Origin of the sequence: Alcanivorax sp., from assembly GCF_040119285.1 — a bacterium.
Lineage (GTDB): Bacteria > Pseudomonadota > Gammaproteobacteria > Pseudomonadales > Alcanivoracaceae > Alcanivorax.
Genome location: NZ_JBEDTY010000032.1, coordinates 112,892 through 135,692, shown reverse-complemented (window position 1 = coordinate 135,692; position 22,801 = coordinate 112,892). Strand labels below are relative to the sequence as shown.

Annotated in this window: 18 protein-coding genes; 4 read left to right on the top strand and 14 right to left on the bottom strand. The window is 55.3% G+C overall.

The window, feature by feature from the left end; genetic code table 11:
• Positions 1-119: 119 nt before the first annotated feature.
• Together ABNH10_RS10095 and recJ are read right to left on the bottom strand one after the other, a co-directional pair.
• Positions 120-614 carry an REP-associated tyrosine transposase gene (locus ABNH10_RS10095; RefSeq protein ID WP_349385814.1) on the bottom strand — a complete coding sequence of 165 codons (495 nt, stop codon included), beginning with the start codon at positions 612-614 and terminating at the stop codon, positions 120-122.
• Positions 615-977: 363 nt separating this feature from the next.
• The gene (recJ, locus tag ABNH10_RS10090) at positions 978-2,702 is read right to left on the bottom strand and encodes a single-stranded-DNA-specific exonuclease RecJ (protein ID WP_349385813.1); all 1,725 of its coding nucleotides are present in this window, start codon (positions 2,700-2,702) and stop codon (positions 978-980) included.
• Between the two features lie 465 nt (positions 2,703-3,167).
• Here recJ and fadB point away from each other — a divergent pair, with 465 nt between their 5' ends.
• Positions 3,168-5,315, top strand: coding sequence for a fatty acid oxidation complex subunit alpha FadB (gene fadB / locus ABNH10_RS10085; protein ID WP_349385812.1), 2,148 nt, complete (start codon positions 3,168-3,170; stop codon positions 5,313-5,315).
• A gap of 25 nt (positions 5,316-5,340) precedes the next feature.
• A complete protein-coding gene (gene fadA / locus ABNH10_RS10080; protein ID WP_349385811.1) occupies positions 5,341-6,516 on the top strand; it encodes an acetyl-CoA C-acyltransferase FadA in 1,176 nt (391 codons plus the stop codon).
• A 326-nt stretch (positions 6,517-6,842) separates the two neighbouring features.
• Here fadA and ABNH10_RS10075 read toward each other — a convergent pair whose 3' ends face one another.
• Positions 6,843-7,568: a zeta toxin family protein gene (locus ABNH10_RS10075; RefSeq protein WP_349385810.1), complete on the bottom strand. Its 726-nt coding sequence runs from the start codon at positions 7,566-7,568 to the stop codon at positions 6,843-6,845.
• Between the two features lie 451 nt (positions 7,569-8,019).
• Here ABNH10_RS10075 and ABNH10_RS10070 point away from each other — a divergent pair, with 451 nt between their 5' ends.
• Positions 8,020-8,751: a hypothetical protein gene (locus ABNH10_RS10070; protein ID WP_349385809.1), complete on the top strand. Its 732-nt coding sequence runs from the start codon at positions 8,020-8,022 to the stop codon at positions 8,749-8,751.
• Positions 8,752-8,974: 223 nt separating this feature from the next.
• Here ABNH10_RS10070 and ABNH10_RS10065 read toward each other — a convergent pair whose 3' ends face one another.
• From ABNH10_RS10065 to ABNH10_RS10025, 9 genes are all read right to left on the bottom strand, one after another.
• Positions 8,975-9,853, bottom strand: a complete 879-nt coding sequence (locus ABNH10_RS10065; protein WP_349385808.1) for a delta-class carbonic anhydrase — start codon at positions 9,851-9,853, stop codon at positions 8,975-8,977.
• Positions 9,854-10,321: 468 nt separating this feature from the next.
• A complete protein-coding gene (locus ABNH10_RS10060; protein WP_349385807.1) occupies positions 10,322-10,513 on the bottom strand; it encodes a YgaP family membrane protein in 192 nt (63 codons plus the stop codon).
• A 49-nt stretch (positions 10,514-10,562) separates the two neighbouring features.
• Entirely contained in the window at positions 10,563-10,727 is a 165-nt protein-coding gene (locus ABNH10_RS10055; RefSeq protein ID WP_349385806.1) for a hypothetical protein, read from the bottom strand.
• A gap of 124 nt (positions 10,728-10,851) precedes the next feature.
• Complete coding sequence (locus ABNH10_RS10050; protein ID WP_349385805.1) at positions 10,852-11,562, bottom strand: DUF2726 domain-containing protein; 711 nt, start codon at positions 11,560-11,562, stop codon at positions 10,852-10,854.
• A 298-nt stretch (positions 11,563-11,860) separates the two neighbouring features.
• Positions 11,861-13,756, bottom strand: a complete 1,896-nt coding sequence (locus tag ABNH10_RS10045) for a 3'-5' exonuclease (RefSeq protein ID WP_349385804.1) — start codon at positions 13,754-13,756, stop codon at positions 11,861-11,863.
• A 5-nt stretch (positions 13,757-13,761) separates the two neighbouring features.
• Positions 13,762-14,181 (bottom strand): hypothetical protein, encoded by a 420-nt coding sequence (locus ABNH10_RS10040; RefSeq protein ID WP_349385803.1) that lies wholly within the window; start codon positions 14,179-14,181, stop codon positions 13,762-13,764.
• 386 nt (positions 14,182-14,567) lie between these two features.
• Complete coding sequence (locus ABNH10_RS10035; protein WP_349385802.1) at positions 14,568-14,870, bottom strand: chaperone modulator CbpM; 303 nt, start codon at positions 14,868-14,870, stop codon at positions 14,568-14,570.
• 2 nt (positions 14,871-14,872) lie between these two features.
• On the bottom strand, positions 14,873-15,811 hold the full coding sequence (gene cbpA / locus ABNH10_RS10030) for a curved DNA-binding protein (RefSeq protein ID WP_349385801.1): 939 nt from the start codon (positions 15,809-15,811) through the stop codon (positions 14,873-14,875).
• A 202-nt stretch (positions 15,812-16,013) separates the two neighbouring features.
• Positions 16,014-17,855, bottom strand: a complete 1,842-nt coding sequence (locus ABNH10_RS10025; RefSeq protein ID WP_349385800.1) for a long-chain-acyl-CoA synthetase — start codon at positions 17,853-17,855, stop codon at positions 16,014-16,016.
• Positions 17,856-18,231: 376 nt separating this feature from the next.
• On the opposite strand from ABNH10_RS10025, the gene ABNH10_RS10020 reads away from it, so the two are divergent.
• Positions 18,232-18,651 carry a CBS domain-containing protein gene (locus ABNH10_RS10020; RefSeq protein ID WP_349385799.1) on the top strand — a complete coding sequence of 140 codons (420 nt, stop codon included), beginning with the start codon at positions 18,232-18,234 and terminating at the stop codon, positions 18,649-18,651.
• A 1,507-nt stretch (positions 18,652-20,158) separates the two neighbouring features.
• Here the strand turns inward: ABNH10_RS10020 and ABNH10_RS10015 are convergent.
• Entirely contained in the window at positions 20,159-20,872 is a 714-nt protein-coding gene (locus tag ABNH10_RS10015) for a hypothetical protein (RefSeq protein ID WP_349385798.1), read from the bottom strand.
• 1,111 nt (positions 20,873-21,983) lie between these two features.
• Positions 21,984-22,643, bottom strand: a complete 660-nt coding sequence (gene adk, locus ABNH10_RS10010) for an adenylate kinase (RefSeq protein ID WP_349385797.1) — start codon at positions 22,641-22,643, stop codon at positions 21,984-21,986.
• Positions 22,644-22,801: the final 158 nt, after the last annotated feature.

Below are 22,801 nucleotides of genomic sequence, written 5' to 3'. Positions count from 1 at the left end.
CTCATCGCGAGTGGGAGCCCGTTGCAAAGGTCCGTGTCGGGTTACGGCTACGCCTAACACGACCTACGAGCGGGGAAGTAGGTCGAATTAGCCTGAAAGGCGTAATCCGACATTGCGCATTATTCGTTGCCAACCTCTTCCGGCAATGACAATTTCCCGCCCCAATTCGCAGGATATCGGCCACGGGCCACGTCCCGGTGAAAGCTGCTGTAAGGCCAATCGGCAGGCTGGAGGACATAACCATGCTTAACCGGGTTGTAGTAGAGGTAATCGGTGTGAGTTTGCAAATCATACTCGTCTCGAAGGGTATGTTCCCAGAAACGCTTTTGCCAGATCGGTGTGTCGATTTGGCCATGTTTTGTGACCATCCCCTTTATTAAGCGCCAGCGGGTTGAGAAGTCATGGTCCGTTTCCGGCAGGGTCCAGATGCAGTGGAGATGGTCCGGCAGAATAACAATGGCATTCATGCGGAAAGGGTGGCGCGTTTTTACCCTTTTGAAGGCATGACGTAATGCATCAAGCGTGGGTTCATTGGTCAGAATCGGTTTGCGTTGATGGGTGACCACGGTGAAAAAATAACAACCACCGCGAGAGTAATTGCGCCGGTAATGCATGGGCTGCCCGTTGTTCGATAAAAGACATAACGAGTATTGGCGTAATGAAAGAAGGAAACGAGAGGGCGGTAGCGCAACCCAGCGTAAGTCACATCCTCACCGTGTAGGTCGAATTAGCCTAAAAGGCGTAATCCGACATTGGGCATTTGCCACGAGCAGCGACGTTGGGTGTCGGGTTACGGCCTTCGGCCTAACACGACCTACAGACCATACAAACCGGCATTCCGCCGCCGCTCTTCCCGGTAGGTCGAATTAGCCTGAAAGGCGTAATCCGACATTGGGCTATAAAACCACGGGGTAGTCTGGTTTTGTAGGTCGGATTAGGCGTAGCCGTAATCCGACATTCCCAGCCCATCGGACCGATCAAAGCGGGATCAAATGCTCGAACAGCAACTGGGGATTACGCTGCCCACGAAATTCATTGACCTCTAGCCGGTAGACCCCACGCACCTTGCTGATGCGGCTGGGCAACGCTTCCACGGCCACATTGAAATGAATGGCATCAATCACACCACTGATCCCTGGCAGGCCCAGGGTCAATTTTAGGTGGCGCTCGCCAACAATGCGGTGCTTGAGCACTTCGAATTCGCCATCGAAACTGGGCGCAGGGAAGCCTTGGCCCCAAGGAAAGCGGTGGCTGAGTAGTTCTGCATTGGTCAACGACAGCTCGTGATCATCCAGCTCGCCATCAGTTTCTACAATGCGCTCCAGCGCTTTCGGCGACAGCAGCTCCCCCACCGCTTTTTCAAACGCGGTTTTGAAGTCTTCCAGCTTGTCCAGCTCCAGCGACAACCCCGCCGCCATGGCGTGGCCTCCAAATTTGCTCAGCAAGCCCGGGTTGGCCGTGGCCACCGCATCCAGCGCATCGCGCAGGTGCAAACCGGGAATCGAACGGCCCGAACCCTTGAGTTGCCCACGTTGCTGCGCCGGGGCAAAAGCAATCACCGGCCGGTGAATGGCTTCTTTCACCCGCGAGGCAAGAATGCCCACCACCCCTTCGTGCCACTCCTTGCCATACAGGCACAGGCCTGCGGGCAGGTTATCCGCATCCAGACGGGCCACCTCTTCCATGGCCGCATCACGCATACCATGCTCAATGGAGCGACGCTCACGGTTGATGGTGTCCAAATCCTGGGCCATCTCGGTGGCCTCGGCATCGGTTTGTGCCAACAGACAGGCGATGCCTTGAGTCATGTCGGTGAGCCGCCCCGCAGCATTCAACCGTGGGCCGACCGCAAAACCCATGTCCGCCGCCAACACGCGGTTAGGATCACGCCCGGCCACCTGTAACAAGGCGCGAATTCCTGGGCAGCCTTTACCGGCGCGAATCCGCCGTAAGCCCTGCTCCACCAATACCCGGTTGGCGTCATCCAACACCACCACATCCGCCACCGTACCCAGTGCCACCAGATCCAACAGGTCGGTTATTGGCGCGCTGGCGGTAACGCCCTGCTCGCGCAGTGCCCGCTGCAAATCCATTAATAAATAAAACGCTACCCCGACCCCGGCCAAATTGGTGGCAGGAAAGTCTTCACAACCGGGCAAGCGCGGGTTCACCAATGCGTCGGCCTCCGGCAGCGTTTCGCCGGGCAAGTGGTGATCGGTAATCAGCACCCGCATGCCTTGGGCCCGTGCGGCCGCGACGCCATCGACACTGGCGATACCGTTATCCACGGTGATAATCAGGTCCGGGTCGTACAGCTCTTTGGCCAGATCAACAATAGCCGGCGACAGGCCATAGCCATATTCAAACCGGTCCGGCACCAGAAAATCCGGGCTCGCATAGCCCAGCCGCTCCAAGCCACGCACCATCAAGGTGGTAGCGGTGGCGCCATCCGCGTCGTAGTCACCGACAATGCAAATGCGCCACTGCTCAGTTCGCCCTTGTAAAAGCAACGCCACAGCCCCACGCAAACCTGTGAAGCGTTCAGGATGTGGCAGGCGTTTGAGTCCCAGATCCAGCAGGGCCGGATCGGTGACCCCCCGCCCGGCCAAAATCCGCGCCAACATGGGCGGCACATCGGGCCAGTCTGGCGTGTGCTGCGGGCGACGGGTGATCTTGGGCAAGCGAGGTTTGTCGATGGACATGAAAGGACTCGGTAGTAGCGGACTTCTGGCCAGATTGAATATTCGTCATACTCGCAGGGTGCCCCACAGGAATCAGTGGCGCGGCAAGGCGTGGAGCGAGCAATAGTTTGTGGGCACTAATGCCTGTACTAAATACCTGTACTATAAATGCCCCCAGGGGCAGGGGCGGCACCCGCCCTGCAGTCTGCCACGGCACTGCCCTAACAGCACGAACACATGGAGCAAGTGATTAAATTTTCGCCATACAGCACCCCCCAATGGCTATCACGACTAAATAGTCACAAATTAGGGCTAAAAAAGTCATCCCGCTTCCCTATACTTGCGGGCCTACGAGTTTCGTCGCTTATGTAAGCAAACACTCACATGAATGCCATGTAAACGACGCGCCCACCTCGAATTTCGGGGCCTGGGGCACACCAAAGCGGTCATTTAAACCGCGTACTTTGGGACTGGAGAGCAGAAGCTATGATCTATCAAGGCAACGCCGTAAGCGTACAACTGCTTGACGACGGCATCGCCGAACTGAAGTTTGACCTTCAGGGCGAGTCCGTTAACAAGTTCAATCAGGAAACCGTGGAAGACCTCGGTAAGGCTGTGGAAGCTGTTAAAGGTAACAGCGACATCAAAGGCCTGATCGTGACTTCCGGCAAAGGGGTTTTCGTTGTTGGCGCCGACATCACCGAATTCACAGACATGTTCAAACTGCCGGAAGATGAAATCGCCAGCTGGTGTCTGAAATCCAACGAAGTCTTCAACGCCCTTGAAGATCTCGACATTCCCACAGTGGCGGCCGTTAACGGCATCGCCTTGGGTGGTGGCCTGGAAGTGTGCCTGGCCGCAGATTTCCGCGTACTGAGCGAAAAAGCTCAGGTCGGTCTACCGGAAGTGAAACTGGGCTTGTACCCGGGGTTCGGCGGCACCGTGCGCCTGCCCCGCCTGATCGGTGTAGACAACGCTGTTGAGTGGATCGCTGCCGCTGGCCAACACAAAGCCGACAAAGCCCTGAAAGACGGCGTCGCTGATGCGGTGGTCGCTCACGACGAGCTGCACAATGCCGCCATCGATCTGGTCAAGCAATGCCTGGCCGGCAAAATCGACTTCCGTGCCAAACGTGCCGAGAAGCTGGAGCCGCTGAAACTGCCGCCCATGGAAAACATGATGGCCTTCCAGACTTGCACCGCCATGGTGATGGGCCAGGCAGGCAAGAACTACCCGGCCCCGGTAGCCGCCGTAAACACCATGCAAAAGCATGCTGGCATGAACCGCAAAGAAGCACAGGAAGTGGAAGCCAAAGGCTTCGCCAAAGTGGCCAAGTCACCGCAGGCCACCTGCATGGTTGGGCTGTTCCTGGCAGACCAGAAAGTGAAAAAGGTCAACGGCAAAACCGCTAAAGCCTCTAAAGAGATCAACCAGGCCGCCGTACTGGGCGCGGGCATCATGGGCGGCGGTATCGCCTTCCAGTCTGCCTCTAAAGGCACGCCGATCATCATGAAGGACATCGCTGACAAAGCGCTGGACCTGGGCATGAACGAAGCCAGCAAACTGCTGACCAAGCGTGTTGATCGCAAGAAAATGAAGCCGGCCAAAATGGCGCAGGTTCTGTCCTCTATCCGCCCGACCTTGAATTACGGTGACTTCGGCAACGTGAACGTTGTGGTTGAGGCGGTAGTTGAGAACCAGAAGGTCAAGCAGTCCGTATTGGCAGAAGTGGAAGATAAGGTAACCGATGGCACCGTGCTGGCCTCCAACACCTCCACCATTTCCATCACCAAGCTGGCTGAAACCCTGAAGCGTCCGGAAGACTTCGCCGGCATGCACTTCTTCAACCCGGTACACATGATGCCGCTGGTGGAAGTGATCCGGGGCGAAAAGACCTCCGACGAAACCGTTGGCACCCTGGTGGCCTACGCTCAGAAAATGGGCAAAACCCCCATCGTGGTTAACGACTGCCCCGGCTTCCTGGTGAACCGTGTGCTGTTCCCCTACTTCGGCGGCTTCGGCATGCTGATGCGCGACGGTGCCGATTTCCAGGCTATCGACAAAGTGATGCAGAAATTCGGCTGGCCCATGGGCCCGGCATACCTGATGGACGTGGTGGGCATCGACACCGGTGTGCACGCGGCTCAGGTAATGGCTGAAGGCTACCCCGAGCGCATGCAGTACGACTTCAAAGATGCGTCCACCGTGATGTTCGAAAACGACCGTTACGGCCAGAAAAACGGCGTCGGCTTCTACAAGTACGAGCTGGACAAGAAAGGCAAAACCAAAAAGGTTGTCGACGAGGCCACCTACGAACTGATCAAGCCCCACGTGGCTGACCGAAAGGAATTCGATGCGGAAGAAATTATCGCCCGCATGATGATCCCCATGTGCACCGAAATCGTTCGCTGCCTGGAAGACAACATCGCAGGTTCCGCTGCCGAGGCCGACATGGCCATGATCTACGGCGTCGGTTTCCCTCCCTTCCGTGGCGGTCCGCTGCGTTACATCGACAGTGTTGGCGTTAAAGAATTCGTCGCACTGTGTGACAAGTACGCGCACCTGGGTGGCATCTACGAAGCACCGCAGATGCTCAAAGACATGGCCGCCAAGGGCGAGTCTTTCTTCGCCTAAGCCACGGACAAGCAGGAGTAATGAAATGAGTTTGAATCCAAAAGACGTTGTTATCGTCGATGCGGTCCGTACCCCCATGGGCAAGAGCCGTAATGGCCAGTTCCGTCACGTGCGTGCCGAAAAGCTGTCAGCTCAGCTGGTCCAGGCGCTGATGGCCCGTAACCCGAACTGGGACACCCAGCTCACTGAAGACGTGATTTGGGGCTGTGTAAACCAGACCAAAGAACAGGGCATGAACATCGCCCGTAACATTTCCATGCTGGCCGGCCTGCCGCGCACCACTGCGGCGCAAACCATCAACCGTCTGTGTGGTTCTTCCATGCAGGCCCTGCACAGCGCCTCACAAAGCATCATGACCGGCAACGGCGATGTCTTTGTTATCGGTGGTGTAGAGCACATGGGCCACGTGGCCATGGATCACGGCGTCGACCTGAACCCGGAAATGTCCAAAGTGACCGCCAAGGCGTCCAACATGATGGGCCTGACCGCGGAAATGCTGGGCAAGATGCACGGCATCAGCCGTGAGCAACAAGACGCCTTCGGCGTTCGTTCTCACAAGCTGGCGTGGGAAGCCACCCAGCAAGGCCGTTGGGATAACGAAATCGTTCCCATCGAAGGCCACGATCAGGACGGCCACAAAGTGCTGTGCGAAATCGACGAAGTGATTCGCCCAAGTGCCAGTATCGAAGACATGCAGAAACTGCGTCCGGTATTCGATCCGGCCAACGGTACTGTTACAGCCGGCACCTCCTCTGCCCTGTCAGACGGTGCCTCCGCCATGCTGGTGATGAGCGCCGAGCGTGCCCAGGCCCTGGGCCTGAAGCCCCGCGCCAAAATCCGCTCCATGGCCGTAGCCGGTTGCGACGCCGCCATCATGGGTTACGGCCCTGTACCGGCCACCCAGAAAGCGCTGGCACGTGCAGGCCTGACCATCGACGACATCGACTATGTAGAGCTGAACGAAGCGTTCGCTGCACAGTCCCTGCCGGTGGCCAAGGACCTGAAGCTGCTGGACAAGATGGAAGAGAAAGTGAACCTGAACGGCGGCGCTATCGCCCTGGGCCACCCGCTGGGTTGCTCCGGTGCGCGTATCACCGGCACCCTGCTGAACGTTATGGAATGGAAAGACGGCCAAATCGGTCTTGCCACCATGTGTATCGGCCTGGGTCAGGGTATCGCTACCGTTATTGAACGGGTTTGATCAACGCCTGATGCCCAAAACCTGACGCCGGAGACGCTCCGGTGCTCAGGCCCGGCACCCTATTTCCGGCTCCGCCTCACAAGGGCAAGGCTGGAAACAAAAAACCCCGGCTTACCCGCCGGGGTTTTTCTTTGTGGAGCTTTCGGTGGAGGTGTGAACTATTCAGCCTTTTCGGCTTCCTCAACAACCCGATTCTGGCGCTCTGAAGCCTTTTTCAGCACACGACCATACACCCGCTTTCGCTCTGCAGAAGAAGCGTTTCGAATGAAGTCCGCAAAAGGGGTCGATTCAACGACCGGGGGAGATTTTTTCCACATAGTTCCACCCTAGTCCAGTCCGAGCATGCGCTCAAGGTCCGCGCGACTATATTTCTCAGGGATATAGTTGTCAATTCGCTCCACATTCGCTTTGTAAAACCGATCGGAACCGTCCCGGTTCTTCAGTAGCAAATCTACCTTGATAGCGGGATGCTCTACTTTCAACCGATTCACTACCTCTCTGACAGTAAAGTATTGATTTATAAAGTCTTCATCCAGTATCCGTCGCCCTTCTCTGGCTTCACGAGCTTGTACAAACTCCCAAGCCTGTAAAGGCTCCTGATAAACATACAGGACTTGCACCAGCCTCCCTTTAGCTAAGCACCGCTCAATATTACGGCACGCCACCTCATACCTGGCCAACGTACCGTCCAGCAGAAAGGTCTGACGCTGCTTTAACGCCAAATCGAGGACCTTTTCTACCAAAATTGAGACTCCACCCTGAAATAACCAGGAATTATCCCCGGTATAGCCCGGCAGCTCCGACCTAAGCTCATCCGGGTCAACCCTAAGAATTTCACCACCCCCATCCTTGACGCTATCAATTAGCTCTATCGACGCTTCAGTCTTGCCCGCGCCTGGGCAACCAGCCATAAACACCGTTACCGGTTCCTTCTCCGGTACAAACCGGGAAGTGTCAGTTAACCGCTTGCCGATTTTCTTCTTGTTCTTTCTGGCAAAGGCTATCGCCTCTTCCTGAAGCTCAAGCTCTTGCTGGGAAAACTGATCCGCCATACACCCGGGAGCTCCTGACCCTTATAAAGGCTGTCTATACGACCAGCATATAGTAAGCCGATCAGCGGAGCATCATGGAATGGAAAGACGGACAAATCGGTCTTGCTCCGTCTACCCACAACCGTGTGTCCGACTGGTCAGGGTATCGCTACCGTTATTGAACGGGTTTGATCAACGCCTGATGCCCAAAACCTGACGCCGGAGACGCTCCGGTGCTCAGGCCCGGCACCCCCTTTCCGGCTCCGCCTCACAAGGGCAAGGCTGGAAACAAAAAACCCCGGCTTACCCGCCGGGGTTTTTCTTTGTTTAACAAAACCACTGGTATTCCCAGGCCCACCACAGGCCCCGCCCCTCGCACGGCCACTCTTGCCTCCGGTACAATATGAAATTCTGATCACCGTAATGCGCAAAACGGTAAAGCGTTATTAACCCGCCCCCGGAGGATAACTGCATGCTTAACTGGATTGCAGAACATCAAAAAAGCCTGTCGGTTATCGCCAGCTTCAGCTCGGTGCTTATTTGGTTGGTGTATGCACAACTGCTTTATCTGGGATTCCGGCGGCAGCGTAGCCCGCGTTTAATTATTAATCGCGGGCGCAACAAAGATATCAATGCGCTCTGCCTCATTAGCAACATGAGTGCCGAATCCGTTTTCATTCAATACATCATCGCTGAGCTACATACCTCTGAAGGCACCATCACCATGGATGTAACTGACTTCGAGCAGGAATATAACCAAGGCGATGAAGACCCAGAAAAGCGCAATAACCGATCAGGGTCATCATCCAGTGTAATGGATGTGGCAGAAAACACCCGGCAAGGCCCCGTCAAACCCGGCGGATTTTCGCATATAGGCACGTTCAGTGAACTCGTCCAGCGCTTGGCCAGAGATGAAGGCATCGAAATGGACGGGCATATGCCCAAAGGGGACCTTGAATTCAACCACATCAAATTGCGGCTTATCGGCATCTACGGGCCAGAGAACAAACCGATTGGTGCGGAGCGCGGCTTCGACCTGGCCTACAACGCCAACCACTTTGCTCTAAGCCCAACCTCGTGGGACACCAAGCAACTGGTATCGTTACGCCAGCGCCACAAACTCCATAAAATCGTGGAAAATCTCAACGCCACCAACTTCTCTTCCTCATCGTCTTTTCGTCGGGTGGAAGAGGACGATTCATAAGTTAAACGGCGCTTGGGCGCCATACGCTGTGGGCCGGGTTTGCCTCTAGCACGCCGCCTTGGGGTGTATTTGAGGTTAATACGCAAAGTCCCTTCCCCGGCATTAAAACACAGGCAACACCGACCCTTCGTGGCTTAGAACCCTCAAGTTCATACGATATCGGCTAATCGGATGGGAGGACATTATTCACTCCTGCCCACCAGCGCTGTAGAGAATCGGCCAATCAAAGAGTGTCTGTTGTTGTGTTTGAAAGAAGATCCAGATTGGTAATGAGGTTTCTTACTCCATGAGCATGATCTTCATTAAAAACATTCCCTTTACACCATTTGCCAACGCTCTCGATATTCACTTTGGCAACATGTGGATGCACACTCCATGAAACCTGAAACGGTGATCCTTTTTCATTGTAACCAGGGCCTGTAGTTGAACCAGCATACTGAACAGGTGTGCCCGTATTGCTTGGAATATTCGTTGCCTGATACAAACCATTGTTTCTTCTATATTGCGCTAGTCTCTCGAAATCAAGAGCCTGTTTATCATTAACCAAAACATAAACCTGTGCTTCCACGCGCAGCTGAGGGTTATTGATCGCATCCGTTAGGCATGAAGCTAACGTTGGGCCTGGTTCGGCTTGAGCCGTTGAAAGCACATAGTGAACTTCAATAGTATCACCAGCGGCTAACCCACCATGCATGCTAGGGCAGATATCATGACCGACGGGTTTAAGCTCAGAAGCACTCAACTTACCTGAATATTTGTAACCGCTGTGGAAACCGTGGCCACCTCCATTACCGGCATATTGAGTAAACTCACCCCCTTTATGCTCAGCATTTTTATGGAAATGGATATTACAGAGATTCATTTCTGTAGGTGCAGGGGCAGCAGTAAATACCCGTGAATTGTTCCCTGCTGTCGCATCAATATCACGTGGAGATTGTGGCCCGAACCCTTTGCCCTTTGTGTTTTCTGCAAGCATTTCTCTTTGTCTAGATATAACGCTATCCGCTACAGCGCCGTGTGCGCCAGCGCTAACCTCTTTTGCGCTAGCAAGCATTGGTAATGTGGTCGCTATCGCTAACGCGATTATTACTTCTCTCTTCATAGCTCGGCTCCTAAGTTGATAGTGGCGAAATTACCCGATCTCCGAGGCAGGACCGGTTGCCAAGCGACACAATCCTGCGATTGGGGCGATGCGGTACGGTAGAGCAAGCCAGAGGGCTATCCCCAAGGCGATTGTCAGTACCCGCATGCGAGAATGGGCACATCGGATAATGGGCACTAGATTGTTGCCGGCATGGATATCGAATACCAGAAGAAGGGCGCAGCCTGTTGGGTACAGAAACGATCCTGCATCAGCAAGATTGCTCGAGCAGCCACAAGGTTCAGGGAGAAACCCATATCGTTGATGAACAGGGTGAAACGGTTGCCCAGGCTAAACATCGCTGGCGGATTTCGCCACGTGATAGCACACCGGCCTACGGCGAACCGCTGCACCTCCAGTCAGTGAGAACCAAGGCCTACAATGGCTGAACGGATAGGTGCCCTATTCCTGTTTATCCGTTCCTCACGCCTAGACTTTGGGTGTCTTGCAGGTGGAAATGCCGAACGGTAAATAAGCCGGGCACCAACGCATGGTAGCGGTCAACAGCGGGATAATGCCGATAGCCCCCCACCAGCTCTGGAATACAACGCCCAGAGCAACAATAACCACACCCAACACTAACCGGAAAAGACGGTCTGTATTACCCACATTGGTTTTCATGGCAGCCTCCTTTTTGAATGCTTATTTCGGAGTCTGTCCTTGTTTCAGGTCACGTACGTTGATCCAGATCAGGAAAAACCGCCAATGGATCTGCTAGTTGATGGCTGTCCCCAACCTTGTGCCAATAGATGCTTCCGAGCAACGTTTTCAGGCTCAGATCGACTTCTTTAAGGATCGATACGATCTGGGCTTCAGTAAAGAGTGATCTCTTCACTGTCGTCTCCTGAGAGGTGATATTCCCAGAAAACGCTAATCAGACGTCTGTCTCAGTTTAGGGGGAGTGGACATACCCAATCTGGAGGCCACTGGGATCAGATCTTGCCCCGTCCGCCTAAGACTCAACACTTCCTAACGCCCCGACACTTCGGAAACGCACTGCATCCCCAAAACGTCTGCCCCGCCTGTTTTCCAGAGCGCGCTTTTCGCAACACCATCGCCTCACCACATTGATGGCAAGCTGGTGCAGCAGCATGAAACCTATCAGTCGTGCCCGCCGAGGGGGCAATGCGCTTTTGCGCTTCTGGCTCGGCGGCTTTCTTCATAGGCACCTCACCCGTCCCAGGCAACAGAATCGCCTCAATCTGCTGGCGAATATCCGCTACGACATAGCCCCTAGCCGCCCTGATTCTTAACAGCGGCAAGCCAGCCGACTCACAGGCTTGCTCCAGAAAGGCATCGCGCTTCTGCCGGGAGGCCGAACCATGGCTGGCATCGTCCAGCTCAATGGCCAGTTTTACGGCGCAGTCTTGTGGGTCGCAGAGGAGAAAATCGACGTGCTTGGCGGAAATCGGGTTGAAGGCGCGTTGCCAGTTGGACCGGTTGAGGCCTTTTTGCGGGGTGAGCACATCCGCAACGCGGACTTTAGAGAAGATGAGGGCCTTGTCGCCCACGGCCTGTGTGAGCACGCCGTAGAAGGAGCGTTCGGCCTTGGACAGCAGGTAGGGTTTGCGGCGATAGCCAAAAGCGGGCGCCCCGCCACCCGGCCGTTTCTGTTGGGCCAGGATCAGCATGACGCCAATGGCAATAACCAGTAGAACGCCTAATTCCAAGGGCTTCTCCCCCGTTTAGCCGTAAACGGGGGTGACCATACTGAATATGGTGATAACCAGACTGGCATCCTTTCCCCTGAGTCATATTACAGGCCGTGCCATCCTGGCCAGCCGCGGTTATTGATATCGTGTTATTTGCGATTACTTTGAATGTACACAATCTTTAGGCGCAAAGAAATGAATAGGCTTCAGGAGGCTTGTTTTTCCAGGAGAGAGAACCAAGGGTTCGCCCTCGAGCAGAACGTCCACGGTCAGGTCTCCCATTCCCCACAAAAATCCGTCACCAACCTCCAAAGTCTTACCCACCAAGCCTTCCCACGAACCAATTCCCCCCACTCCCCGTCAACAACAACTGTTGCCGCGCCCGTGTCATCCCCACATACAACAGCCTGACTTCCCTCTCCAAACTCTCCTCGTCATCCTTCAATCCCCCAAGCCCCGCCAGCACCACGGTATCGAACTCCAGCCCTTTACTGCTTTGCCGTGTGAGTAGTGCGATGCGGTCGGCATTTGCGTCGTAGGCTTTCTTGCTGGCGTTATCTTTCAGCCAGGCGTGGGGGATGTTTTCCCGCTGGAAGGCCCGCTGCAGGGCGTCGGCCTGCCAGGTGTAGCCGTAGATCACCGCGATGTTGTTGAGCGGCTGGCCGTTTTTCTGCCATTTCTGGATGCAGCGGGCGATGTAGTGGGCTTCGTCGTTGAAGGTATCGAATTTGCGGAATGCCGGTGGCGCGCCGCTTGTGCCAGCCATTTCCGGGGCAATCAAGGGAATATGGTCGTCATCAGCGTCATGGGCTTGCAAGAAGTCCTTAGCGAAATCGTAAGCGTAGGTCAGGATTTCGCGGGTGTTGCGATAATTCAGTTTCAGAATGGTGGTACGGCCACGGGCCTGGATGCCGGCACTGGACAGGGGAAACTTGAGATTGCGCTTCTTGTAGATGGACTGGGCATCATCGTAGAGCAGCAGCAGGGAGTTGGTGCCCGGGTCGATCATCTGCACGATCAAGGCCAGCCAGTCCTGCTCGAAGTCGTGGCCTTCGTCGATCATCACCGCGCTGTATTGGGCACGAGGAATCTGATTCTTATCCACAGCCTGTATAACGGTTTCCACCTGCCGTTCCCAGGGTTTTAGCTCTGGTGTGGCGGCGATCGGGTCGACGTTGTAGGTTTGCATTTGCCGGCCACACCATTCATGGAAGTGGTGCACCTGCACTTTCTCTTCGATGCCCTTTTCAGCAATAAAACTTCGCAGTCGGGCAGCCAAGGTGATATTGAAGCACAACACCAAAATCGGCTTGGTGACGGCCTGGGCCAAGTGCAGACAACGATAGCCGAGAATCAGCGTCTTGCCGGACCCGGCGACGCCATGGATCACCCGGTGGCCATCACCCATGCTCCGGGCCAGCTGTTCTTGCTGCAGGTCCATCACGCGGACAATGTCCGGGATGGTGCTATAACTTGGCTGACTCTCGGCTACCGCGTTGCCGTCATTGGCACTTCCCTGCCCTGCCAACGGCTCGTCGTCTTCGCCCTCCGCATCGAACAGCCCTTGCTGGGGGGCATTGATGCGGATTTCCGGGAACAGGTTCCAGCGGATGCGGTCGATCTGCGGCAGGGTGAGTTTGTCGCCAAAACTGTAGTCGAACATGGCCCACAGTTGCGCTTGAAATATTTCCGGGTCAGCGGCGGCGGTCATGTCATCACGACAGATCAGCCGGTGCGGCGGCAATACCAGCTCCTGATGCTCCTCGCTGATAGCTTCATTCCATTGCTTGCGGGTGATATTGGGGAACACCACACCATAACCCCACGGGAAACAAAGCTTGCCTTTGCGCTGTGTGCAGGTTTGTTGCAGGTGCGCATCGCGCTGCAGTTTTTTGATGGCGGTGAGCGCACACTGGCGGGCCTGCTGCAAAGGATTGGTGACGGTCTTCAAACCATCGGAGGTAAAAATCTCCGCATCGCGGGGCGTTATCCTCTTGAGGGTATCCAGCTTCCAGTCTTTCACCTCCAGAAACAGCAAGCCACGACCGGGATGCAGGATAATGTAATCTGGATAGCGCCGATTGCGGCCCACCGGTGTGTCGTACCAGACGGTGTAGTCATCCTCCAATAGCGTTTCTAACCGCTGCCCCAGGCGCCTCTCGCCTTTCGTCATGCCACGCAGGGTGCTGAGGTTGGGTATAATGGTGGCCATGGTGACTATCGCTCCCAGCTCATGGTTGCCCCATAGGCTTCGCCATCAACGTGCAGGGAGGAGTATTGAAGCATGAGCCTCTCGCCTCTTTCTGGCTGCCTGTGAACCAGTGGCAGCTTCTCGCCTATATCCTCTTTCCCGTCCAGCCACAAATCGAGCCTCGTCATCCAGCCGGGATTAAAAACATTAAATGATGGCGCCCCAAATTCTGCCTCTATTGCTTCTTGATGAGTTTTAAAGAAAACCTTTTGGCGCTCGTCGTTATTGAACCAGACCCCGTAATAAACCAAAGAGACACGGTCTGCGCCGCATTGATGTCCAGTCACGTCAGAAAGAGCCGGGGTATCGCGGTGAAACGCCAGAAGTTCATACTCCAGCATCGTGTCTAGAGGGAAGTCAGCCCCCGCCTCCCTGTCAATTTCCATTTCATAAATTTCAGGACAGGAATCACCGGGTGAGACGCCCAGGAAAAGAGCTGAATGAGCAAACCGAGAGCACAGGAGTGCGCACAGCACGAAAAGGGTTCGACACTGCTGGGGGGTAGCTCCGCAGGCTTTCTGGTTAGGCATTCCCCTGAATAAAGGCATCCTGCCCCTCATTGCTTTCTTGCTCGCCATCTTGGCCAGCCGCTGTTATTGGTATGGTGGTAATTGTGATTCAGTTTGAATGTACACACTCTTTGGGCGCAAAGAAATGAATAGGCTTCAGGAGGTTTGTTTTTCCACGAGAGGGAACGCAGAGGCCTCCCTTTAGTGGCGCTGCAACAAAGAGAAAAAGGCGCCCAGCCTGGTGGCGAAAGCGCCATTGGGAGTTACGCCTCGAATCGTTTTAGCCGCCGCAGCAGCGCATGGTTTTCCCGGCGTAGCGCCTGCACTTCATCGAGCAATTCCAGGGCCAGAGCCACGCCCTCCCAGTTGATCTCAAGGTCCCGCCGCAAGCGGTTAGCGCGGGCGATTTCGGCGAGCACGGCATCGTCGAATTGCCATTCGCGGGCCTGCCTATCCTGGGGTTCGATAATGCCGAGGCTGACGATGTCGATGAGATCCTGCTCTGATATCTGCACCCGTTGGCAAATGTCGTTACTGCATACCGTGATTCTTAATTGAGAGGCCATAATTACCGTCTCCATTGTGCACGTGGATCGAAGCTTGCCTTGTCGGCCAGTTGTTGCCACAGCGCGTCAATGTCTTCGCCGGTGGCATCGGGCATGACTACTTTTAGCACGGCAATCAGGTCGCCCTTCCCTGTCTTGCTGGGCAGCCCTTTACCAGGAATACGCAGCTTCTTGCCGTTCTGGCTGTGTGCCGGGATGGTCATCTGTACTGCGCCGGTGAGGGTGGGCACTTCAATTTTCGCCCCCAGCGCCACTTCCCAGGGCGCCACCGGTACGGTGACGATCAGGTTGTGGCCTTCCACATCGAACAAGGGATGCGGCACCAGGCGAATGCGCAGGTACACGTCGCCCGCGGGGGCGTTACCGATACCGGCAATACCCTGCCCTTTCAGCCGAATACGCTCACCGCCGGTTACCCCGGCCGGAATTTTCACGTTCAGGGCTTTGCTCTTTTCGCCGACCACCTGGCCGTACTGGTCGTATTCCGGCAGCCGGTAGGAAACGGATTTGGATTCGCTGCTGATCGTGTCTTCCAGAAAAATGGGCAGCTCGATTTCCACATCTTCACCACGCCGCGACGGGGCCTGCCCGCCACGGGCCTGGCGGGCGCCGGTGAACAGGGATTCGAAGAAGTCAGAAAAGCCCGCATCGGCCGGGTCAAAGCCGCCGCCCGACGGCTGCCACCCGGGGGGCGGCTGAAACGAACCGCCATCGCCTTGCTGGTTTCGCAAAGCCCGTAGCTGGTCGTAATCGGCGCGTTTATCTGGATCTTTGAGCACCTGCCAAGCCTCAGCCACGTCCTTGAACTTGGCTTCGGCGTCCTTTTCCTTGCTGATATCCGGGTGATACTTGCGGGCCAGCCGGCGGTAGGCCGTCTTGATGGCGGCCGCGTCGGCGTCTGGCTCCACCCCGAGCAGGGCGTAGTAGTCCTTAAAATCCATTCCACCTCTCCGGAGTCAGATATTCCATTTCCACCATACTGCTATTTCAATGCCATGCCTGCTCAATATGCCCCATTCCTGATTACCGTCAAATTACACCGCCCGGCCCCCTTTCTGCTGCTCTCTGCTTGGGCCATTCTTGCGGTGGCGGCCGCGCAGCGCGGCCCGCTAACAGGCCTGTGCCAACCCGCTCTCGCTGGGCTTACAGGCGTATCTCGCCTTGTTGTATTTGCCGGTATAGCTGGGGCGTCAGCGGTTGGTAACCGCGCTGGTTATCCAGCAGTACATACACGGGTTCGGCCACTTGATCGGGCGCAAAACCTTGTTTTTTCAGCGTTACCTTGCGGTATTTGAAGGTGCCTGTGGTTTCCTGGTGATCACGGATGCGCAGAAACAGGGGCACCGCATAGGCCGGCAGCATATGGCTCAAATGCTGTGCCAGGCCCCGGCCATTGAGGGCGACGCCCGGGCTGAGCGTAATCGCCGCCATCCCTGCGCGGCCATCGCAGCCGGGAATGCTGACCCCGTACACCACACCATGATCAATATCCGAGTGTTGAGCCATGGCCCCTTCCACTTCGCCGGCGGCCACGTTCTCCCCTTTCCAGCGGAAGGTATCGCCTACCCGGTCGACAAACTGAATGTGGCGCAAGCCCTGGTCACGCACCAGATCACCAGAATCGAACCAGCAGTCGCCTTTCTTGAAGACATCGCGCAGCAACTTTTTTTCCCCGGCAGCAGGGTCGGTATACCCATCGAAGGGCCGCCGTGAGGTCACTTCGCTAATCAAAAGGCCAACCCCACCCTTGGGGATGCGCTGCATAAACCCATCACGGTTACGGCGCGGGGTTTCGGTGTCATTGTCGAATTCGACGATGGCGAAAGGCAGCGGAGTAAACCCCGCAGTCTGGGCCACACCAAAGAGGTTGATAAACCCGATATTAGATTCACTGGCACCGTAAAACTCATAGATACGGTGGATGCCAAAACGCTGCTCGAAGGGCTCCCAGATTTCCGGGCGCAGCCCGTTGCCGGTGATTAATCGGATACGGTGCTGACGGTCCATGTGGCTGGGCGGCACATTGAGCAGGTAACGGAGCAGCTCACCGATATAACAAAACGCGGTGGCGTCGTAATGGCGCACCCGCTCCCAGAACTGCGAGGCACTGAATTTGCGATCCAGTGCCAGGGTGGCGCCCATGGATAATACCGAGCCCCAGGCCACAGTAAGCGCATTGTTGTGGTACAGCGGCAGGCAGCAATAGAACACCTCTTTACGGCGGATGCCCAAGGCCAAGCCGCCCATACCCGCCATGGCGGCCAGCCAGCGATAATGTGTCATCACCGAGGCCTTGGGTAAGCCGGTGGTGCCGGAGGTAAAGATGGAAAAACACGGCTGCTCGGCGCGCACTCGGCAAGTGCTGGGCGGGTTGGCTTGCGATTGCCGGCGGGTGTGTTCGTGCAGATCCAGCCAACCCGGTGGCGCAGGCTGCCCCTGGTCGCCACCGTGCCACAGGTAGCCAATCGATGAAGCGGGCGGCGAGGTGTTCGGCGCGCTTGGCGTTGGAGTAAAGCGGGTGGTGGCCAGGGCCGCTTCACATTCCGCACTGAGCACCAATAACCGCGGCTTCACCAGCTGAATACTGTGCTCCAGCACTTCGCCACTCTGGTTGTGGTTGAGCATGGCCGCGATGGCGCCCAATTTGACGGTAGCCGCCACACAAGCCAACGCCTCAGGCCGGTTTTCCATCATGATTGCGACAGTGTCTCCGGCGCCCACACCCTGCTCCCGCCAGCAGGCGGCCAGGCGGTTGGCCCAGGCGTTAAATTGCGCGTAGGTCCATTGCTGATCCTCGAACCGCAAGGCGATGTTGTGCGGGGTACGGCTGGCCCAGTATTCGATAACCTTGCCAATGGACTGCTTGCTGGTGGGCCGCAACCCGGCCAGGCGCAACAGGTTACTGCGCTGAATATCCAGCAATGGCGGCACAATGTACCGCACCCCTTTGGCCAGATCCCGCCAGCCAACCTTCTTCACAGGCATACTTGCCTCCGTTGCTTGGTCCAATCCTGCCCCGGCAAGCCTACGCTAACAGTGCGCCCTGTTGTTATACGCCTGCCGGGTGGCATTGGGGCTTATTATCATTGACTCGTTTGGATCAGGCAGCCGAACAGGGCAGTGTCGTGGCTGCTGGCTTGCGCTCCAGTTCGAATCTACATAATCGTGGGGTGTAAATAAATGAACAGGTTTGCGGGATGTGTTTCTGGGGAACAATAGGCTGACGGGGGCGTTCGCGACTCCAGAGCGGCTCCTGCTAAATCCAATAGTTGGCATGGTTCCCGCAGTATCTTGCTCAGTGGCCAGCCCATCGCTGGCTTTAACCCTTTGTGGTACCTGACCCGAGCAAGAGGTAAGCCCCATGGATTCTGTATCGATCAAGGACTTGATGTGCACCCGTTTCGCGACTATCCGCCCGGAGATGCCGGTGGTGGAAGCCTCCAGCAATCTGATCAAACTGGATATGCTGGGCAGCCCCGTTACCGATAACGCGGGGACGCTGGTGGGCTGGATTAGTGAGCGCGAATGCCTGCAGGCGGCCCTGCAGGTGGTGTATCACAACCAGCGCGTAGCAACGGTGAGAGACCTAATGAAAAGCGAGGTACTGACGGTATCGCTGAACGACGATGTATTGAGCCTGGCGCAGCAGATGCTGAACGCCAAGCCGAAAATCTATCCGGTGGTGAATGCCGCCAACAAGGTGGTGGGGGTAATCAGCCGCCGCCATATTCTGAATATGCTAGATCAGAAACTGGCCGAGCTGTGCAAGAAAGCGAGCTAAGGCCCTGTATGCGTGCACGCCAGCAGGCTAACTGCGCGCTATTGGTGCTCAAAATGCCTGCATAAATGCCTTATTTAGGTTCGTACAGGCATCACTAACAGCCTGTGCTGTTGGGTTCATTCACAGTACCGCATCGCGGTAGAGCTGCCTTCATGAGTGTGGCGGCCAAGTATCCCTCTGCTAGGGCAGTTCATTACGGGCGGATTAGGAAGGGGGAGATGATGTTGAAGGCAATGTGTCGTGTTTGAGTGGCCTTGAATACTTCCTCGAGGGTTTTCAAGGCTGCAGCGTTTTCTTGTGCTTTGGGTGGTTGATACCGATTAGTACTGTGCGGGCTAACGTGGTTTTAATACTGGTTTACATAAATCAGCACACCTCTGACATTGTTCAACCCACCGCCCTTCGAGCATACAAATGAACATCACCGCAAGGTAGAGCCAGCGGGTGTCGCCCAGATGTTGGCCTCATCGCTGACCACCCTCCACTGGAACGGTTCCCGTAACCTCTCTACTCAAGGGGGTTGGGAACGGCCATGACTTCACCGCCCAATACTTTTATAGCGATGCACAGGCTAGCGGCTCCGCCATCAACTAAGCCGCTTTATAGTGACCGACTCGCTCACTTTCCATTTCAGCATGGCCGATACTATTCTCGCACCCACCGCACCTCGGCGCTCTTCGTGAATCCCTTCCACTCCCTGAAGCGCAGGCGCTCAGCGTCAACCGCTTGGTGCTGCTGACACTGGTGCTGACACTGGTAGTACTAGCTGCTGCGACACACGCTGAAAGCCTCGGTAGTCACCGAGTGAACTATGTTGCACTGACCAATTGAATCTAGCGTAATCTTTTTATGATCTCTTTCACCCGTGCCAACTTGCGAAGCAAAGTCTTTAACGTCTGGATGCGCTCGTGATCCGAGGTCAGTGCCGCCGATTTACCTGGCGTGCGACCGTCACGTTCCGCTCGTAGTGGCTCTACCAGCGGCGGGGCGGCGGGGCGCCATAGCGCCTACTCGCACCGCTTCGCAGGCTTGCGCCAATCCTGTAGTTCTAGCCTATCACTAGGCTGGCAGACCCAGGCACTGATTGGGGGGCTATAGAACAGGGCGTTAACGTTCGGTGGGCTGTTTCTTGCGGGGTCCGGTGAGCAACGGGTTTATTCGAGTCAAGGTTCTCTAGATGCGACGGTATGTCGCACAGACCTTGTCGCCCGAATATGCAACCTCGTCACGTCACACCAATGGACTTGTCACAGCGATTTGCCGATACCAGCGCCTCACCAGAATGGTGTTCTCGGGCGCGGAGTTAGAAATACTGTCTCGATAAGGGCTCGAGCAGCGGGTGAAACGCAGCGTTACTATGTGAAAAAGCCCAAACCCCTGGTTACAACGTTTCTTCGCAGAATCCTTGTAACCGGTTCAGTTCAGGCTTTTTGATTTACCTCTAAGCAGTGGGGTAGAAAGCACCCTCACTGCTGGGCTTTCGCCCTTCGTAACGTTTCTTGAGGTATTAGGAAGACTTTTTCTCGACCGGTGTGCGCTTCGCTGCAGCCTTCTTGGCTGGCGCTTTACGAGCCGTGGTTTTTTTAGCTGGCGCCGTTTTAGTCGCAGCCTTCTTTGTTGCGGCTTTTTTGGCAGGCGCTTTCTTAGCTACACGCTTGGCTTTCGCTGCCGCTTTGCGGGCAACCGCTTTCGCCTTCTGCTCAGCTTTTTTCTGTTCAGCTTTGGCTTTTTTGGCCAGCTTGCGTTCGTGGTCGCGCAGCTTCGCTTTCAGATTACGCTCAGCAGTACGCATTTTCTTCACTTCGCGGGCGACAACTTTTTTCGCAGCTTGAATTTCAGCACGGATCAGTTTCGCTTCGCCACGAATATCCTGAAGCTTCAGCCGAGCGGTATTCATTCGGCCACGGGCGGTATCAACGGCCCGCTTGGAAGCGGCAGTAGAAGTCTTTTGCGCTTTTTCGCGCTTGGCAGCAACATCAGCACGCAGCTTCGACAGCTTGGCATTTTCGGCGTCGACCTTAGTACGGTGCTTATCCAGTTTGGTTTGTGACTGCGTGACTTTATTTTCTGCCTGAGCCACCGCCTTGCCCTGCAGTTTAACCTTGTCTTCAGCGTTGGTTACTGATTTGGGAACGGTTGGTGCTTTTGCAACAGCTGCTTTCTTCGTTGCGGGTTTACGGGCCGCAGTTTTTTTCGCGGCGGCTTTCTTTGCTTTAGCCATGATTGATCTCCTAAGCTATGGCGTTGTCATTCGTACTGCGACAGGTGGAAAATAGCATAAAAAAAAATCAGTTGGTACATTATTTAATATGTCCACTTTATTTTTCTGATTTTTTCACTGTCACTCGCATCCATTTTTTATTTTCTTTCTTCTTTTATCGCTTCTGAATTTTATTTTTCCAGGGGGATTAATTTCTGATTCAGCGAAACATTGAATCTTCCTGGAGTAATATTTTGTCCTTTTTCTGCACTCATTCGAGAGCTCAACAAAATTTTGCACCGTACAGCGGCACAGAAAACTGCTGCTTAAAGGCGCCCTTGAATAAAATCATGGCAAGCCGGCATACCGATAACGAACCCCATCGTTAAAGAAACCATGCCCATACATGGCTTAAAACAGCAGAGCATCGGATCGATACCGGGCCATTATTCACCAGGCTGATCCTTTTCAATTGAGTAGAACCATTAGAATCTGACAAATATGACCAGGGAGTCTCTGGAAAACCCCTTAACCCTTTGCCGGGAAGTGCCGTTCACTCTTCACTCATCTAAAAGGCAATGTTAGCGCTGCTAGCAGCATCAAGACGCAATTGTGCGTCGTCACGTTTTCATGAAACATATTGCGTTGAACAGCGCCGCTGGCGAGTACTTAAACCCTTTCTTTCGGTGTTTTTTGGGAGGTGGTGTTTTTATCGCAAATATAAGAGTTCTCGACGGACAGGCTCGCCGGCACTCGTTATTGTCGTTCTTTGAAGGCGTAAGCCGCGACAAGCAAACAGCATGGCTTCAAAAATGCTCTCTCTTTACCTTCGCAAAGGGGGAAGGGGCCGCCGCCTGACAGGTCTGAGCCTGCAAGGAGTTTTTAAAGGCTCCCAGAGGCATCCCGTTCCACATAGGCCCCCACCTAAGGGATTTACAGGGAGAATGCACACGGTGTAATACCCAAAGCGATCGCCCCAAGGCAAGTACGGACAGATAAGGAAAATATTCCGGGGCTAGACTAGATCAGGTATGAGCACAAGAAGCGCCATCTCTTGCCCGTCACCGGCGACCAACAAAAAACGGGAAGCCAAAGCTTCCCGTTTTTTATCATCAACCCAAAACGTCGACGATTAGTCTTTCAAGGCTGACAACACGCGATCACGGATATCTTCCACCGAGCCAACCCCCGCAACGCGCACATAGCTCGGAGCGCTGGACTTGCCCTGTTGCTTGGCCAGGTCTTGATAGAAGTCCACCAGGGGACGCGTCTGGGCTTGGTAAACCTCTAGCCGCTTACGAACGGTCTCTTCTTGGTCGTCATCACGCTGAACCAGCTCATCACCGGTCACATCGTCTTTGCCTTCGACTTTAGGCGGATTGTACTTAGTGTGGTACACACGGCCAGAAGCCGGGTGAACACGGCGCCCGCTCAAGCGTTCAATGATTTCTTCATCATCGACATCAATTTCCACCACAAAGTCGATATCAACGCCCTGATCCACTAGCGATTGCGCCTGTGGGATAGTGCGCGGGAAGCCATCGAACAGGAAGCCATTCGCACAATCATCTTCGGTAATGCGCTCTTTGACCAAGCCGAGGATGATATCGTCAGAGACCAACCCCCCCGCATCCATCACTTTTTTGGCTTCCAGGCCCAGTGGAGTGCCTGCTTTGACCGCAGCGCGCAGCATGTCACCGGTGGAAATCTGAGGAATATTGAACTGTTCCTTGATGAACTGCGCCTGGGTGCCCTTGCCCGCACCGGGGGCACCAAGCAGGATGACACGCATAGGATTCTCCATCTTACTGTCGTCAGAAGAGGCTAAAGTACCTCTGATTTATTCACCTACGCCACCGGAACCTTTGATGTCTGGTACGGCCCAGAGCCATCCCAGCGGGAGCACATGGCTGCCACAGACGGCCTCAACTGGCGCACTGTTCGAGCGTA